The following is a 17,191-nucleotide window of genomic DNA, read 5'->3' on the forward strand; positions in this document are numbered from 1 at the left end:
TTAAGCCGTAATATATTTTCGAAGACAGAGGGCAGGCCTTTCCCAAACTTAGGCCGGCTCATGCGATGAATTATAGAATATTTGATTTGTCAGCAAAAGGCCTTGGCTTTTAAAATAATGACATCGAGAATGTTTGAAATAGAAATGATAGTTTTAAATCAGTTAGGGTGGTTAGATTATTAGGTCATTAGTTTTCTACTTTGTTAGACAAATCAATATTCTATAAGAGGAGGGTAGGCAATTGTTTGGGATGGCTTTTTGCTTCCTTTTTTCCATGAAAAAGGATGAATTGGTAGCATTTTTGGTATGAAAAAATTTGCATAACGCATCAAAATAGGATTTAACCACAGTTCTGTTCGTCAATAATGCTTAGATTTTACTTGATGAAATTTGCATTTTTAATAGAAAATTATTAAATTGTAAACTTTTACAGGGGGATATAAAAAACAATCATTATGGAGCAAGAGAAGAATGTTAAGAATTTATCTACACAAGAACTAATCGAACAAAATCAGCAATTAAAGCAACAGCTCAGTCAACTTCAACAGGCATTGAGGCATTCTGAAATAATTAGTAATAATACCCAGATAGATAATAATATGGGTACCTGGGAGATTGACTTAATCAACAATACACAGATTTGGTCCGATAACTATTGTAAACTAATGGGTTATCAAGAAGTGGTAACATCTCCAACATTTGAGCTTTTCTATTCTCATATTTACAAAGATGATGTTGATTTGGTAAAAAACACCATTGAAGAAAATATTTCATCAAAATCTCCCTGCTCTCTCGAATTTAGATTTATCCCTAAAGATGGTTCTTTAAGATATTGTAAGTCTACAGCAAATTATTTGTTTGATGACAATAATCAAATCATTAAGATTATAGGGGTTTTTCAGGATATTACAGAACAAAAAGATGTTTTGTTTAAATTGGCAGAAAATGAACAGAAATACAAATCTCTTTATGACAATGCTCCTCTCTCCTATCAATCACTTGATGCCCACGGAAACATTATTGATGTGAATCCTACTTGGTTAAAAACGCTAGGGTATAATAGAGAAGAAGTTATTGGAAAAAAGTTTGAAGATTTTTTACATCCAGATTGGAAAAACCTTTTCAGAAAAAACTTCCCTATCTTAAAAAAAAGAGGCTATGTAAACAATGTTCATTTTAGAATTAAACATCAAAAAGGTCATTATTTGGATATTTCTCTTGAAGGATGTACAGGTAACCATCCTGATGGTAGCTTCAAACAAACCTATTGCGTTTTTAAGGATATTACTGAGGAAACTAAAATTAAGGATAATGCCATTGAAAACAAAATGCTTTTGGAAAAAATAGCTGAAAACTATCCCAATTCATATGTATCTATTATTGAAAAAGATTTGAGTATTGGCTTTTCTTCAGGGCAAGAATTTAAAAAGCTTAAGCTCAACCCTCAAGACTTTATAGGTTTAACATTAGAACAAGTTTTTGGTGAAAAAGCCGACATTGTTGCCAAATATTATAAAGAAACCTTTAAAGGAAACGAAAGAAATTTTGAGTTGTTTATTAATAATCAATATCAACACTATAAAACGGTTCCTCTATATGATGAAGATGAAAAAGTAAACAGAATACTTGTTGTTGTAGAAAATGTTAGTTCCAGGAAAAAGAAAGAAATAGAATTAGTAAAAGCAAAAGAAAAAGCAGAGGAATCTGACAAATTAAAAACCGCCTTCTTAGCCAATATGAGTCATGAAATAAGGACCCCAATGAATGGTATTTTAGGTTTCGTTCAATTATTACAAGAACCTGATATCGAAAAAGATGAGCAACAAAGTTTTATAAATATCATACAAAGTAGCAGTATAAAATTATTGCATACTGTAAATGATATTGTTGAGATATCGAAGATAGAAAGTGGAGCAATAAGTATTAGTAAATCAGAATTTGACCTGGTTCAGTTACTTGATAATCTGGTTACATTTTTCAAACCAGAATGCCATAAAAAAGGAATAGAGATTCATATTAAAAACCAAATTAAAACTGAGCAGATATTTATCAATACAGATCAAACAAAGTTAGATTCTATCGTTACCAATCTGATTAAAAATGCCATAAAATACACCGATAGAGGTTTTATAGAAACAGGTATTCAAGTCTCTAATCAAGAGATTATATTCTATTGTAAAGATACAGGCTTTGGTATTCCAAAACACAAACAAAAAGCCGTTTTTAATAGATTTGAACAAGCAGATACAAAAGAATCTAAAGCCATTGAAGGTTCAGGTCTGGGCCTAACCATTGTGAAATCATATGTGGAAATGCTAAAGGGTAAAATTTGGTTAGAATCTGAAGTGGGCAAAGGTTCTATTTTTTATGTATCACTTCCAATTAATACAAAATAACTTGTTCGATGGAAATTCATTCATGAACCATTCTTGCTACGTAGCCTGATAGATTTGTGATTATATGTTTTTAGAAGCTAAAGTGAGATACAATGAAGGACATAGTTTTAACTAAATATGAGACCAATAAAAAACAATTAGAAATTTACAAATAATGCTTAAATGGTAACAAAAATAAATTATATCATGATCATTAACTGATAGTTGTTTGTTATATCCAACCTTTATGTATTTTTAATCCTTGAACAATTTAAGATATTAATATGAAGATTAACCTTTTCCATCATAAGGAATTGAAACAAGAAATTCAAGAATTAAAGGCAAAACTAAAGCTTCAAGAAGAGCGAGCAGCAACCTATTATGATATGTATCACCATATCATAGAAGCCTCCCCTCTAGGTGTTATTCTTTATTCATTGGATGAAAACGACCAACTTATTTTTAAAAGCCATAATGAATCTGCTAGCAAAATATTAAATATAAATCTAAATGATTATACGGGAAAAAGCATTGAAGAAGCATTTCCTGGTTTAAAAGAAACAAATATTCCAGAGGCCTATAAAAATGTGATTAAAACAGGAGAACCCTTTTTTAATTCTCAAATTGACTATGAACAAAATGAAATAAAGGGTGCCTATGAAGTTTTTGCTTACAAAATTGCTCAGAACCAACTCGCAGTTAAGTTTTTTGATGTAACTGATAATAAAATAGCTGAAAGAAAATTAGCATTAAGTGAAAATAGGTTCAGAACTATTTTTGAAAATGCCCCCGTTTTTATTGATGCTTTTGATAAAAATGGTAAATGTATTTTATGGAATAAAGCATGTGAATATGGTTTTGGTTGGACTATGGACGAATTAAATAATTCAGACCACCCGCTAAGTCTATTATATCAAGATAAAAAAGTCTATCAAGAAGTTAAAGACACCATGTTTAATACCACTTCTACCGGATTCAATTATTATAATCCCAATACAAAATTTGGACTTAAAATACCATCACGATGGGCCAGTTATAAAGATACCGAGGGCAATGTTATCAATATTGGCTATGATATTTCTGGTGAAACTAAGTATAACCAAGAAAGAAAGCTTAATGAATTACGTTTAGAAACTCTGGTTGAATTAGGAAATATGACCAATAATTCATTTGAAGATATTCATGATTTTACCTTAAAAAAAGCAATAGAGTTAACCAACAGCAACATTGGCTTTTTGGCATTTGTAAATGATGAAGAAACCGAAGCCCAAATTTTTAAATGGTCTAAAACCGTGATGAATAACTGTAATATGGAGGAAATAAACATGTCGTTCAATACTGTAGAAGCTGGAATTTGGGCAGATGTCATTCGTTCTAAAAAACCAACCATCATTAATGATTATTCAAAAAACCTAGAAAATAAAAAAGGTATTCCTAGTGGACATGTGGACATAAAGAATTATTTGAGTGTTCCTGCTTTTAAGAACCAAAAAATTACAGCTATAGCATCTGTTGCCAACAAAAATGAAGATTATATGCAAGCAGATGTTCATCAGCTATCGTTATTACTCGATGGAATGGTCACTTTTCTAGACCAAAGAAATAAGAAAAAAGAATTGATAGAAGCAAAACGAAAAGCGGAGGAGTCTAATCATTTAAAATCAGTCTTTTTAACCAACCTCAGTCATGAAATTAGAACGCCAATGAACGGTATAGCAGGATTAACAGATATGCTTCAGGAGCCTGATTTGCCCTTGGAGGAGCAAAAAGAATTTATCAAATTGATTAAAAATGGTAGTGAAAGACTTCTAAACACCGTAAATGACATTGTAGAGGCATCTAAAATAGAAAGTGGAGAAATTATAGTGAACCAAAGAACAATAAATATAATAGACCTTGCTAGCCATATCATATATCAACATAAACCAAAATGTGAAGAAAAAGGCCTAAACCTTTCTTTTGAAACCTATGGTAAATATGAAAGATTTATCATAGAATCTGATGAACAGAAAATATCATCAATTATAAATAATATTCTTTTAAATGCTATTAAATTCACCAAATATGGATCTATTGATTTAGAGTTAAAATTAGAGTCAGAATCCTTATTAATAATTTGCACAGACAGTGGAATTGGTATCCCAAATAATAGAAAAAAAGCCATCTTTAATAAATTTGAACAAGCAGAACTAAAAGATTCAAGAAACTACGAAGGTTCTGGTTTGGGTTTATTCATTGTGAAGTCATATGTTGAAATGCTGAATGGAAGCATTTGGTTTGATTCAGAAGTAGATCAAGGTTCAAAATTCTTTGTTTCAATACCTCTGCCATAGGAATAGATGGCAAATCGGTTATTCAGAGCACTCTATAATTGATATTATATCACCCTTGTATTTTGTTCGTTTTAATAACATTACCCATTAAAGCAGGACATAATTAGTATAAATTGGCTAATATTTAATTAACATAAGTGCAAAATCTTAAAGAAATGAGGAAAATTTCAGCTTTCAATAAAAACCCGTATATATCTGATTTACTGATGATTTAAAAACTTATTCAATTACTATACCAAAATACTTAGTCATTTTTATCAACATATCACAATATAAAACTTAAACAAAACACCAACCAAACTATAAAACACTAAATATCAACCCATTAATACAAACCTCCAATATTACCTGAAAATCGGAGTCTTTTCTTTGGAAACCAAGCAAATAACAATATTTACACCTGATTATCAGCATATAACAGCAAAAAATATCACAAATAGATTTTTTTGTTAACAATAAGATGTTTTTAATAGTTCATCCTGTTCTCAGCAACAGTAAACACTAGCATTACAGGTATTTAGTATTTTTTATCAACATCTAATACCATTTAAATATCCGTATGATGGATAAATAAATTGATTTATTTTTTTCTTAATTGAGAAATAAATTCTTTGCATAGCCATAGCTATGGAAATTATTTCTTTTGAAAAGAAAGAGAAATAGAAACGATTTATATCAATCGATATGGTTTTTAAATGGTATAAATGTCAATTTTCATATCCATACCACCTCTTGACAAACTCAATTAGTCTTCGTAATTTTACCATGAGAAATTAAACAATAAACTAAGTATTATGAAAAAGAGAAACAATAACAGATTAAGAAGACTTAAATTAAAAATATTATATCATGAAAAGTTCATACAAACATGACCAACAAAATAAACAAGCATTAATTGATATCAACCTTTTAGCAAAAGAACCATTTGTTTTCTTTTCACACCAGACGCTCCCCTATCGTCTGTGCCTGTGTTCCGATCTTAATCAATTAAGATCATCCCCTATAAAATCCCCGAAAAACAACATACTTAAAATAGTGATGAACCCAATTCAATGGATTCAAAGTGAAGCACTATGTCTCAGAATGAATAGGCTCGCCATTATTCATGATGATTTCATTTATACATATAAAAAAGAGAGGAGGCCTTTATGCATTATTAGTTTATAAACACCCATAATTAACACCTAAAAAAGCTGAGGAGCTTCGAATACCTTCAGTATTTAATAATTAAAATTTTTAAAGATGAAAAACTTAGAGTTTTCAAAAGAATGCAAAATCAAGTTGTCAAAGAACAACACATTATTAATTTTTAAAATTCAAAAATCATGGTAAATTACAGTGTTAGACAAAAAGTGAATCCTCGAGATATAGAGGAGGCACGTAAGTATTATGCAATAGCAAAATCAAGCAGAACAGTTGATGTTCGTGAAATTGCAGAACAAATAGCAGAGGAAGTATCCTTAGGAACCTCCGATGTATTGGGAGTACTTGAATCTCTTTTAAAGAATATTCCGAAGAATTTATCTCGCGGACATATTGTAAAATTAAGGGATTTTGGAACTTACCGACTCACGGTTCATTCGGAAGGAGCTCCTACTGAGGAAGAGTTCCACGATAATATGATAAAAGGAACAAAGGTTCATTTTCGACCTGACCCTTTATTCCTTAAATCCTTTGCTTTACTAAAATATCAAAAAGTGCAATAATTGATATTTATTTTTGTAAAAATGGAGTAACAAACTTACTCCATTTTTTTTGTGACTTCAAGAATTTAACATTTTGCCCCATCAAAACGCAGCCTTCCTCTTAAAAATTGCAGTTTTACTTCTAAAAAAAGCACAGCATCGTTTGCAAAACGCAGCTGACCAATTAAAAATGACTGCTTTATTTCTTTACATCCTTCAAAATGAATGATTATCCTAGTTTACAGCTCGGCCTTTCTAATATATTTCCTTTTGTTATACGCCATATCATTTTTTACTCTTTTCTTTTTTTCAACAATATTTATGGTTTTTCAACAAAATACACCCTCTCTTTACCTTTTAAGAAGATTTAATGGGTCATGTTGATTTTTATGGGGAACTCAAGGCTATATTTCTGATATTCTATATAATTCTCCTTAATTGTTTTCTCTCAGCCCTTCAGGCTGGTGCTTTATCTTGTGTTCAAAGCAAGGAGCTTTGCTCCTTGCTTTGATGTTGCAGGCTTTCAGCCTGCTTTCTATCCTACCCTGATAGAGCCTGAAGGGCTCATAAACCTCAACTTGGGGCACTCTCCCGACTATGTGAGGGTATTCCTCATGCTTTCCTTCCAAAGCAAAACAAAGCCTAGAAGACCTAACAATAAACGCAGCAATGTGCATTTCCAGATAGAGCCTGAAGGGCTCAAAAACCTCAACTTGGGACACTCTCCCAACTATGATGTTGAGGGCATTCTTCATGCCCTCCATCCGAAGCAAAACAAAGCCTAGAAGGCCTAACAACAAACGCAGCAATCTGCATTTCCATACAAAGTCTGAAGGGCTCAAAAGCTAAAACTTGGGGCACCGTCCCAAGTAGAGCCAAAGGGCTCCAAACAAAACGTAACCCCGAGCCTGTATGGCTCGTACAATAAAATCCACTAAAACAAAGTATCAGGAGGCAATAACTAGCTCAAATCTACGTTCATGCAATATTCGGCACCACAGGCCGAGTAAATACCATTAAGCCAGAAATAGAAGAAAAACTTCACTCCTATATGGCTGGTATTTTCAAAAACATGAATAGTCCAGCTATAAAAATAAACTCAGTACCCGACCATATCCACATACTCTTTAAGCTATCTAAAAACCACGCACTTGCTAAAGTCATGGAAGAAGTAAAAAAATCAACATCCAAATGGATGAAAGAACATGGAATCATTAAATTTACTTGGCAAATAGGATATGGAGCTTTTTCTATACAATATAACAAAGTAGAAATAGTGATAAGCTATATCGAAAACCAAAAAGAACACCATAAGGAAACCTGTTTTAAACATGAATTTGAGGAACTCATCAAAGAAAACCAAATGGTAGATTATAATTCCAATTTTTTCTGGGATAGATAAATACAATTAATTTTCAAGCACCACCGATATCCCAGAATGATTATTCCTCAGGAAGTTTATTCCAAATTAAGTTTTACCTTAAGCTATCGAAATATCAAGAGACAAATAGCCATCAATACTGGGTTTAAAGAATTTGAATCCGCCCAAAGAAACTAGCAGGAATAGAAACCGTAAGTATCATTAGAAAGAATCAGATAGGAAAAACCAAGTCTAAGCTTTTAAAACATTTTATTCTTTAGCTGTATACTATTTCATTATATTTGGTTTTGGAAATTGTTTGGATTAATGCGACAGAACCTAAGTGATAATCTTAGCTAACTTTTTCTATTTTTGTAACATGACAATTAACATAAAAGAACAATTTTCTGGAATAGTTAATAAAATACTAGCTCACCCTGTAAGCTCATCAATAAAAGTTGGTTTCCTTTTTGCATTTCTCGGAGTTTTTATTGATACTATTTATTATTTTAATAGCAATCTACATACTCTATTCATAATCAACATTATTACCCTTATAATAATCCTCATTTCGTTTGTTCTTTTTATCCTTAATAAAATAAATTTCAAAATTGCATTATTCATACTTGTCTATATAGTAATTATCAACATATTTACCACAAACATCAGTTTGCAAATGAGCCTAATTGCCGATTGGCAGTTTAATATATTACGCGATAGTTTTTTAGTAGCTATATTCATAACCCTTACAGGATTTGTATTACATAATATTAATTTTATAATTATCAATGTAATGTACTCAGGGACTATAATATACCTTTCGGTGATGGATCAAGCCAGCTATGTAAGCAATAATGCAGTATTTTTAACTCTTACAATGGCAGGTTTTTCTTTTGGGATATACTTTTTTAGAGATAGGTTTTGGAAATCCATAAACGAAAACCACAAACTAACCCTGCAAGTTAATTCTGGAAAACAAGAAATGCTTAAACAAGAAGCTAATTTAATAAACGAAAAAGCATTACGACTTCAAGAAAACATAAACCATAAAAATAGAGAGTTGGCAAGCAATGCCATTGTAGTTGCACAAAACGCAGAAGTAAGAAATAGATTATCTGCTATAATTGATTCTTTAGTAAATGTTATCGATGAAAAAAGTGTCGTGGAATTAAACAGCCTTTTATCGCAAATATCAACTTCGCAAAACTCAAAACATTGGGAAGAGTTTCAAATTAGGTTTAATGAAGTTCATCAAAATTTTTACAAAAACATTACTATTTTATACCCTAAGCTTTCTCCTGCCGATAAAAAAATAGCAGCATTTATTAAACTTGGTATGTCATCCAAAGAAATATCGCTATTAACACAAAATACAAAAGATAGTGTTGATGTTGCTCGCTACCGCTTGCGTAAAAAAATGAATCTGGCAAAGTCAGACAATCTATCCTCAATTTTATCCAAAATTTAGCCAATTTACCCTTTGTTCAGTTTTTGTTCAGTTAATTATAATCAAAAACTATCTGCCCCCCCTTTGTTCAGTTTTTATTAAGGTACTATTTTTGTTTAAGTACTTAGCCCTTTCTATATTTGTTAATTAACAGCCAATTTAAAGCAAGATATCATTTATTCGAACAATTATTAAAACCAAATAGTATGAAAAAAACAGTACTTTTTATTTTAACAGCAGTATTAATCACACCGAGTTTTGCGCAAACAAATAATTCGGCATCAGCTTATCTGACTTATAACGGAAATCTTGCAACGGGCAACGCATTTGAAGTAACCACTCAATATACTTTGGAAGCTTGGATTTACCCTACAACAACTAGTGGAGATAATGACATCATTGCCTACACTACACTAGACTACACTTCACCTGCAAGAGGTTATAGATTTAGTATTGGTCAAGGTAAATTGCAACTCATTGTATATAATTCATCTGGTACTAACACAAAAACATCAACCGCTGCAATACCGACAAATGAATGGACACATGTAGCTGCAGTTATTAATAATTCTTCCTCAGTAGTCTTGTATATAAATGGCATTGCAAGCTCATCATCATCCTCAGGAAATAATGATTTTAGCCCTGATTACTATAGCAGTTACATTCCCAAACCAACTATCGGCGGCTATTATTACGATGACAATAATACGGGAAAATATTTTAATGGACGTATCGACGAAGCAAGAATTTGGAATGATGCCAGGAGTGAAACTGAAATAAATGATTATATGCACAGGGATATTGCTGATGGAACCAATCCTGGTAATCTTGTATGTTGGTTGGATATGAATTCTACTATTTCACCTGGCTCCAGTGTGAATGATCTGTCAAGCAACAATTACAATTTTACCTCTAGATCTTCATCATCAAACACCTACGGTGCTCCTGTAATAATTTACAATTCGTCCTGCTTTGAAGTAGCAGAAGCCCTTTGGTATAATACGGGCACAAATTGGAGTATCACAAGTGACGGTTTAAGCCTCAAAGATTACAGTGGAACTTTGGATCGTTTAGAATCTTATAGTTTTGCAAATAATAACCAAAATGGAACTACAAGTAGCGGCTGTCCTACAGGTGTAGAGCTTCGGGCAAACCAAGTGTGGTATTTTAACTCTGAAGCAGACGATGCAATCAATTTTCTATTTCAATGCGATAATTTTGCACCTTTACTCGACAATACCCAACTTGAAGCAGATGATTATAAATTGTTGAGCTCAAGTAGTAGTAGCGGCCCCTTTACATCCGTAAGTTCAGGAATTTCTGTTAGTGGTGACGATATCACCTTTGAAAATGTAACACCAACAAATGGATATTATTACACCATCGGCAGAGACAATGACCCAGCCACAGTAACAACTTCTTCCATAAGCAATATTACACCAACAACAGCCACTGGTGGTGGTAATGTTACTGCTGATGGTGGCAGTACGATTACAGCGCGCGGTGTATGCTGGAATACAACCGGGTCACCTACCACAAGCGATCCTAAAACAACCAATGGCAGTGGAACCGGCACATTTACCTCCTCTATTACAGGACTGAGCCCAAATACAACTTATTATGTAAGAGCCTACGCAACAAATAGTGAAGGGCCAGCTTATGGCTCTGAAATAAGCTTTACAACAGATTATGCGGATATTACCTGGGATGGTTCAGAGGGCACTGATTGGAATACTCCCGGCAATTGGAGTCTTGCTGCAGTTCCCACTTCTTCAAATAATGTTACGATTCCATCCGTTGGTATTACTAATTTTCCTGTAATAGCCTCAGGTGATGGAGCTGATTGTAACAATTTAACCATCAGTTCAGGTGCTACTTTAACACTTGCTTCTGGAGGTTCTTTGAAAACTGCAGGAACTGTTACAAATGATGGAGGAACATTCAATGCCCAAAGAACTATCTCCAATGGGCAATGGCATATGATCTCCTCTCCTGTTTCAAATGCAGTGAGCGGCATGTTTGATGGGGATTACTTACAATACTGGAGTGAAGAAGATGTTTGGTGGTATGATGTAGAAGTAACCGACATGGCACTAATTCCTGTTCAAGGCTATGGTTTTTGGTCAGATGATGGTGAAACTACCCATACTTTTTCTGGAACACCTAATACTGGGACAATTCCCTTCACGCTATCCTATCATAATAATCCTGATCCTGATGCAATCCATGATGGTACCAATCTGGTAGGAAATCCCTACCCATCAGCTATTGACTGGTCACAACTTCAAGGAAATTATGGAACAGCATATATTTACAACCCTGTTGCAGATGATTATATCGAAAATACCGCTTCAGCTATTCCTCCTATGCAAGGCTTCTTTATATGTACTCTGAATGATGGAAGCAGTTTCTCCCTTCAAAATTCCAATCGTACACATGGAGGAACTTTTTATAAAAACTCACAAGACATACAAAACGGATTATTATTAACCGCTTCTTATGGTGAATTCGAAGATGAGTTTAAATTGCTATTTGATGAAAATGCAAATGATGGTTTTAATTTAATCGATGATTCTTGGAAATTCCTATCCTCTGGAAATGGTGTATCGCAAATCTGGTCTTATAGCATCGACGGTAAGCTTGCCATTGATAAAAGACCTTATACTGAAACGATACAACTAGGATTTTCCAATAGCGAAAACGGCTTCTATACTCTATCCCTAAAAGAAATAAATGGAATAAATAGTATTGAACTAGAAGACACCAAACTAAACCTCTTCTACGACCTAAGTAAAGGAGCTTATAGCTTTGATTGGTTAACAAGTGATTCAGAGGAGCGTTTCATACTGCATCTTAAGGCTACCGGAACTCAAGAATTTGTTGAACAAGAAGCACAAGTATATTCAGACAATGGACAAGTTTATGTGAGAATGGATGAAGCGGACAAATTTGAAGAGATTATGATCTATGATTTGGCTGGAAGGCTTTTATATCAAAACCAGCTATCTCATCAAAATCTGCAAAGTTTTGACTTGAGTCATTTGCAGGGAGCTTATTTGGTGCAATTGATTTCGGGTAGTGGAACACAAGTGGAAAAAGTGATATTGGAATAGTGGGAAGTCGGAAGCCGGAAGCCGGAAGTAAAGGGATGCACGCCTTGAGCAGAGCGAAAGGATTGCAGCCCTGAAGTCCGAAGCCGAAAGCCTAAAGTTGGAAGTAACACCAAACATCTGTCATCGGACATCCAACATCCGAAACCAAACAAGAAATAAAAATAAAAAATAAACAATGAAAAACATAAAGAAATACATCGGAATTATCATTTTAGTATTCGCTATGAGTACTCTTTTTGCTCAAACTCCTCCTCCACCAAATAATGACAATACCAGTTCTGGAGGAACTACTCCTGTTGGTGGTGGGGCACCTATTGGAAATGATATTGCTATTCTTATCACAATTTCTATTTCATATGCCATCGTAAGGCACTATAAAAACCAACAAACTAATAAAGGATTATATTTTGACAGCAAATAAAATATTGAAATTCAGCAAAATAATTCTTATCTTAGTGCAAGATTATTGATATTAATTTCTCAAAACCAAAGCACCTATGAAAAAATTATTCTACTATTTGATTATTTTTTTAATCATACCATTTCAATTTACAAATGCCCAAAATAATGCCTTAACCCTTAGTTTAGATGAACTAATGATCAATTCTAATATGGGATTAGGAACCATAAATGTAACTGTTGAATGTTGGGTAAACATTCCGTCTGTTAGTGAAAAGGGAGCTTTTATTAATGTAGGTAATGGATCTAGCGGTTATGGTATTGGTGTTGGCAATGGCACATGGGATTCAGATGGAAATGAACTTATTATCATATATAATGAAATTAATTGGTTTCCCACTGGAGTCAATATAGGAACAGGTTGGCATCATATAGCATTTACTATAGATGCTTTTTCAACTGCAAGAGCATTTCTTGACGGCAAATTGGTTTATACAAAAAATGGATTTAATGCTGTATCTCCAGCAAACACAGTATATATTGGCTCTGGTGGGGGTGGCAGAAATTTATCAAATGGCACTATGGATGAAGTTCGCCTATGGAATATTGATAGAGCTGAAGCAGAAATAAGAGCTGATATGTATAAAGAATTAGTACCAGCAGATGAAGCTAATCTGGTTGGTTACTATAAATTTAATGAAACAAGCGGACAAATTCTGAGTGATGAAACATCAAATAATAATGATGGAACACTAAGCGCTGGAATCAACTTTACTGACCATGGCATTCCATCTGTTGCGTTTTTTGGTCCTAAAAAGGCCATGCGGTTTAATACAGATGACTATGTTTCAATCTCTTCAATTTTTGGATTAGGAACAACGTCGGTTACTCTTGAATGTTGGATAAATCTGAATTCTACCAGCCAAAAAGGTGCTTTTGTTCATATTGGAAATCATAATTTTGGTTACGGAATGGGAGTGGGAAATTCTGAATGGGATAATAATGGAAACCAAATTCTAATCTTATTCGATCAAAGTCGTTGGATACCTACTGGAACAAATATTGGAACAGGTTGGCATCATGTCGTTTTGATTCTAGATAGCAATAGTGATCCAATTGTATATCTGGATGGAGAATTGGTTTATTCAGACACTGGACAATCAGATCCTATAAATCCAGTTTCTAATTCATCCATTGGTTCTTCACAAGGAGGCTCGAGAAATTTATCTGATGGAATTATAGACGAAGTGAGAATTTGGAATGATATTCGTAGCCAATCAGAGATTCAGCAGAATATGTTGAAAACACTTACTGGAAATGAAGATAACTTAGTAGCTTATTATAAGCTAGATGGCAATGTTGTGGTTGACTTATCAGGTAATGGAAATGATGGTATTATAGGTGGTGATGGAGATGAGTCTGTGACTTCAACCGCTTTTAACTCTTGGTTAAATACCAATTCAACATCCTGGGAAACAGCCACAAACTGGAGTCTTGGAAGTCTACCAAGTCCTACAGATAATGTGGGTATTAGTAATCAGAACACCAATCCAGTAGTATCATCTACTGCGAATTGTAATGATTTGCTTATTGAGCCTGGAGCAAGTCTAAGCTTAAATGATGGAGCATCATTCATCAACTCTGGAAATCTTTATATTATCGGAGATTTCATATTAAAAAAATCACTTACTAACGACAGTAAATGGCATTTAATATCCCCCCCAAATAATAATACCACAGCTAATCTCTTCTTTGGAGATTATTTACAAAACTGGAACGAATCTACAGGGCTATGGGAGCAAATAGATGATGAGAATACCACACTCACACCTGTTACAGCCTATGGTTTCTTTGGAACTCATGCAAAAGCTTCCTATAGCTTTACTGGAGATCCTAACGATGGAGATCAAAGCATTAGCCTTACCACATCTGGTTCTGGAGGAAGCTATAATAAAGCAAATGCTGTAGGAAACCCCTACCCTTCTTCTATTGATTGGGATTTAGTGAGTGGCTACGGTGCAAAGTATACATGGAATGGAACAGCTTATGTAGCTTATCCTGCTACAGGAGGATTTGGTTTAGGCTCCAGATATGCTGCACCATGTCAAGGTTTCTTCGTATTACCTAGTAGTTCTGGAACATTTACTTTAACAAACTCTATGAGAACTCATGATGGAGCTGATGGTTTTGAGAAAGCTATACAAACTATTGAAAATGGTATAATAGTTTATACACAATCTAATGGATATAAAGACAAACTAGTCATTGCCTTTAAAGAAGAGAGCTCAGATGAATTTGAAATGGATAAAGACGCTTATAAAATTCTAAGCAATACAGAAAACTTATCTCAAATCTATTCACTATCAAATATTGATAAGTTATCTATTGATATTCGTCCAGAAACCGAAATTGTTCAATTAGGATTTCAAAATACAGCAAATGGTAAATATTCTATTGGCATGTTAGAAACTGATGGCATTGCAAGTGTTGAATTAGAAGACACCAAACTAAACACCATCCACGACTTAAGCCAAGGTGCTTATGAATTCGATTGGAATATGGAAGATTCAGAGGAGCGTTTCATACTGCATCTTAAGGCTACCGCAACTGAAGAACTCGTTGAACAAGAAGCACAAGTATATAGTTCTAATGGTCGAGTTTATATTCGACAGACCTCCCCTATGGCATTTCAGTCTATACAAATATTTGATTTAGTGGGACGAGTGGTTTATTCAAGTAGCTTAAATCAATCAGAACTACAGAATATTAATTTGAGCCATTTAAAAGGTACTTATTTAGTTCAATTGATTGGAGAGAGTAAAAACCAAACCAACAAAGTCATTTTATAAAAGATATATGATTCATCTGTCTTTTCCCCATCCCCAAGGGGTGGACAGATGAAATATTATGATTATTAGAATCTTGCTTTTTCGCTCCCCATTGGGGGCGGGGAAATCGAAAAAGCAAAAAACCAAAGAACAATGAAAAACATAAAGAAAATATCCATTACAGCAGCATTTATCATATTCACCGCTTTTGCTTTTGCTCAAACTCCTCCTCCACCTAATAATGGGCAAGGAACACCCAGTGGAGGAAATACTCCTGTTGGGGGTGGTGCTCCTGTAGGGAGTGGTATTGTTATCCTATTATTTACAGCTGGTGCTTATGGCTATGCTAAATGGAAAAATCAGGTACCTGATAATAAAATTGAAGAGTAATTCTATAAAAACCGGCCTTTGGGTCGGTTTTTATTATGCCTCCTCAAAAATATTTGAAAGCATGGAAAGCTTTACAAACTAAATAATCATCTACACAAGCTTTAAAATCCTATAAACCATTTAGTTTTCGAAAATTATTTCATAAATTTAACCTAAACTTGAAACCAAAATTCAGGTATCACCACTTCATTTTGAATCAACTTTATGCATAAAAACCTCAAAATATGACAATATCAATGCAGAAAATCTGATTTTCAATTGATTATTTTACTCATTTCTCTAGAAAACATAAAAATACAGCATTTTCAGACCAATATGTATTTGACTGATATAAAGGCAGATAGACTATATTACCAATTATTATACCAAATAAAACTATTCTTTTTTATCAACATTAGCGTGTCAATTTTAAAAGAACAATAAAAAACCACTGTATTAATCTGATATTAAGGTTCTTAAACAAATGCAATAAACTTATCAACAATAAACATATTTAGCACAAATAACTTAATTTCAATACAATAACAAACTCCTATTGCTGATTATCAATTACTTACATATAATAATAGTATAAGTTTTCAACAATTCTGCTGTTTTTCAAGTATCATCCTCTTGAATAATAGTATTTACAAGTGTTTTCAGTGTCTATATATTTTTTTCAACAGACAAAGGTTCGTTTTTACTCTGTTTGAAGCTATTGACTCTTTGTTTTAGTCTTCGTAATTTTACCAAGTAAAAATCAAATAAAACTAGACATTATGAAAAAGCAAGACAGAGTAAACAGCAATAGAAATAAAATAATAATATATGAACACTTTATACAGACCTGATTCTAGACATCATACTACAAAGCATAGCACAACACCTTTTAATTTAGGAAATCATATTTATACGAATTTCCTTACTGAGATTGACCCCAATCATCTCCTCTCGAATGTTGGTCTAAAAAGACCATTCACATACCTTATCTCCCCACAATTCTTTATTCGAAACTCCCCAACCATAAATCCCAATTCATGGATTTATACAAAATCATTATATCCAAATTTAAAGAGGGCGATGCTATTGAAGAATTTTCGACTATTCAAAAACATCCAAGAAAAAGAAAGGAGGCTCTTATGATTGAATAGCACATAAATGGCGCCTTAATCATCAATAAAACAATGATTAAATAAATAGCTGAGGAGCTTCGAATACCTTCAATAATTAATAATTAAAATTTTTAAAGATGAAAAACTTAGAGTTTTCAAAAGAATGCAAA

The 17,191-nt window shown here is 33.2% G+C and carries 10 protein-coding genes; 9 read left to right on the plus strand and 1 reads right to left on the minus strand.

Features of this window, described 5'->3' with window-relative positions; translation table 11 throughout:
• The first annotated feature begins 455 nt into the window (after positions 1-455).
• From HNS38_RS17790 to HNS38_RS17800, 3 genes are all read left to right on the plus strand, one after another.
• Entirely contained in the window at positions 456-2,396 is a 1,941-nt protein-coding gene (locus tag HNS38_RS17790; protein WP_172346833.1) for a PAS domain-containing protein, read from the plus strand.
• Positions 2,397-2,659: 263 nt separating this feature from the next.
• On the plus strand, positions 2,660-4,708 hold the full coding sequence (locus tag HNS38_RS17795) for an ATP-binding protein (RefSeq protein ID WP_172284722.1): 2,049 nt from the start codon (positions 2,660-2,662) through the stop codon (positions 4,706-4,708).
• 1,325 nt (positions 4,709-6,033) lie between these two features.
• Positions 6,034-6,414: an HU family DNA-binding protein gene (locus tag HNS38_RS17800; protein ID WP_172346834.1), complete on the plus strand. Its 381-nt coding sequence runs from the start codon at positions 6,034-6,036 to the stop codon at positions 6,412-6,414.
• Between the two features lie 413 nt (positions 6,415-6,827).
• Here HNS38_RS17800 and HNS38_RS17805 read toward each other — a convergent pair whose 3' ends face one another.
• Entirely contained in the window at positions 6,828-7,235 is a 408-nt protein-coding gene (locus HNS38_RS17805; RefSeq protein ID WP_172346835.1) for a hypothetical protein, read from the minus strand.
• 128 nt (positions 7,236-7,363) lie between these two features.
• On the opposite strand from HNS38_RS17805, the gene HNS38_RS17810 reads away from it, so the two are divergent.
• The 6 genes from HNS38_RS17810 (at position 7,364) to HNS38_RS17835 (ending at position 15,930) form a co-directional block, all read left to right on the plus strand.
• The gene (locus HNS38_RS17810) at positions 7,364-7,795 is read left to right on the plus strand and encodes a transposase (RefSeq protein WP_371823819.1); all 432 of its coding nucleotides are present in this window, start codon (positions 7,364-7,366) and stop codon (positions 7,793-7,795) included.
• A 634-nt stretch (positions 7,796-8,429) separates the two neighbouring features.
• Positions 8,430-9,221, plus strand: coding sequence for a hypothetical protein (locus tag HNS38_RS17815; RefSeq protein WP_172346836.1), 792 nt, complete (start codon positions 8,430-8,432; stop codon positions 9,219-9,221).
• 185 nt (positions 9,222-9,406) lie between these two features.
• Positions 9,407-12,313, plus strand: a complete 2,907-nt coding sequence (locus tag HNS38_RS17820; RefSeq protein ID WP_172284537.1) for a LamG-like jellyroll fold domain-containing protein — start codon at positions 9,407-9,409, stop codon at positions 12,311-12,313.
• A gap of 175 nt (positions 12,314-12,488) precedes the next feature.
• Positions 12,489-12,734: a hypothetical protein gene (locus tag HNS38_RS17825; protein ID WP_172284534.1), complete on the plus strand. Its 246-nt coding sequence runs from the start codon at positions 12,489-12,491 to the stop codon at positions 12,732-12,734.
• A 76-nt stretch (positions 12,735-12,810) separates the two neighbouring features.
• Positions 12,811-15,561: a LamG-like jellyroll fold domain-containing protein gene (locus tag HNS38_RS17830; protein ID WP_172346837.1), complete on the plus strand. Its 2,751-nt coding sequence runs from the start codon at positions 12,811-12,813 to the stop codon at positions 15,559-15,561.
• A gap of 132 nt (positions 15,562-15,693) precedes the next feature.
• Positions 15,694-15,930 (plus strand): hypothetical protein, encoded by a 237-nt coding sequence (locus HNS38_RS17835; RefSeq protein WP_172284957.1) that lies wholly within the window; start codon positions 15,694-15,696, stop codon positions 15,928-15,930.
• The last annotated feature ends 1,261 nt before the right edge of the window (positions 15,931-17,191 follow it).

Source organism: Lentimicrobium sp. L6 (assembly GCF_013166655.1).
Taxonomy (GTDB): Bacteria; Bacteroidota; Bacteroidia; order Bacteroidales; family UBA12170; genus UBA12170.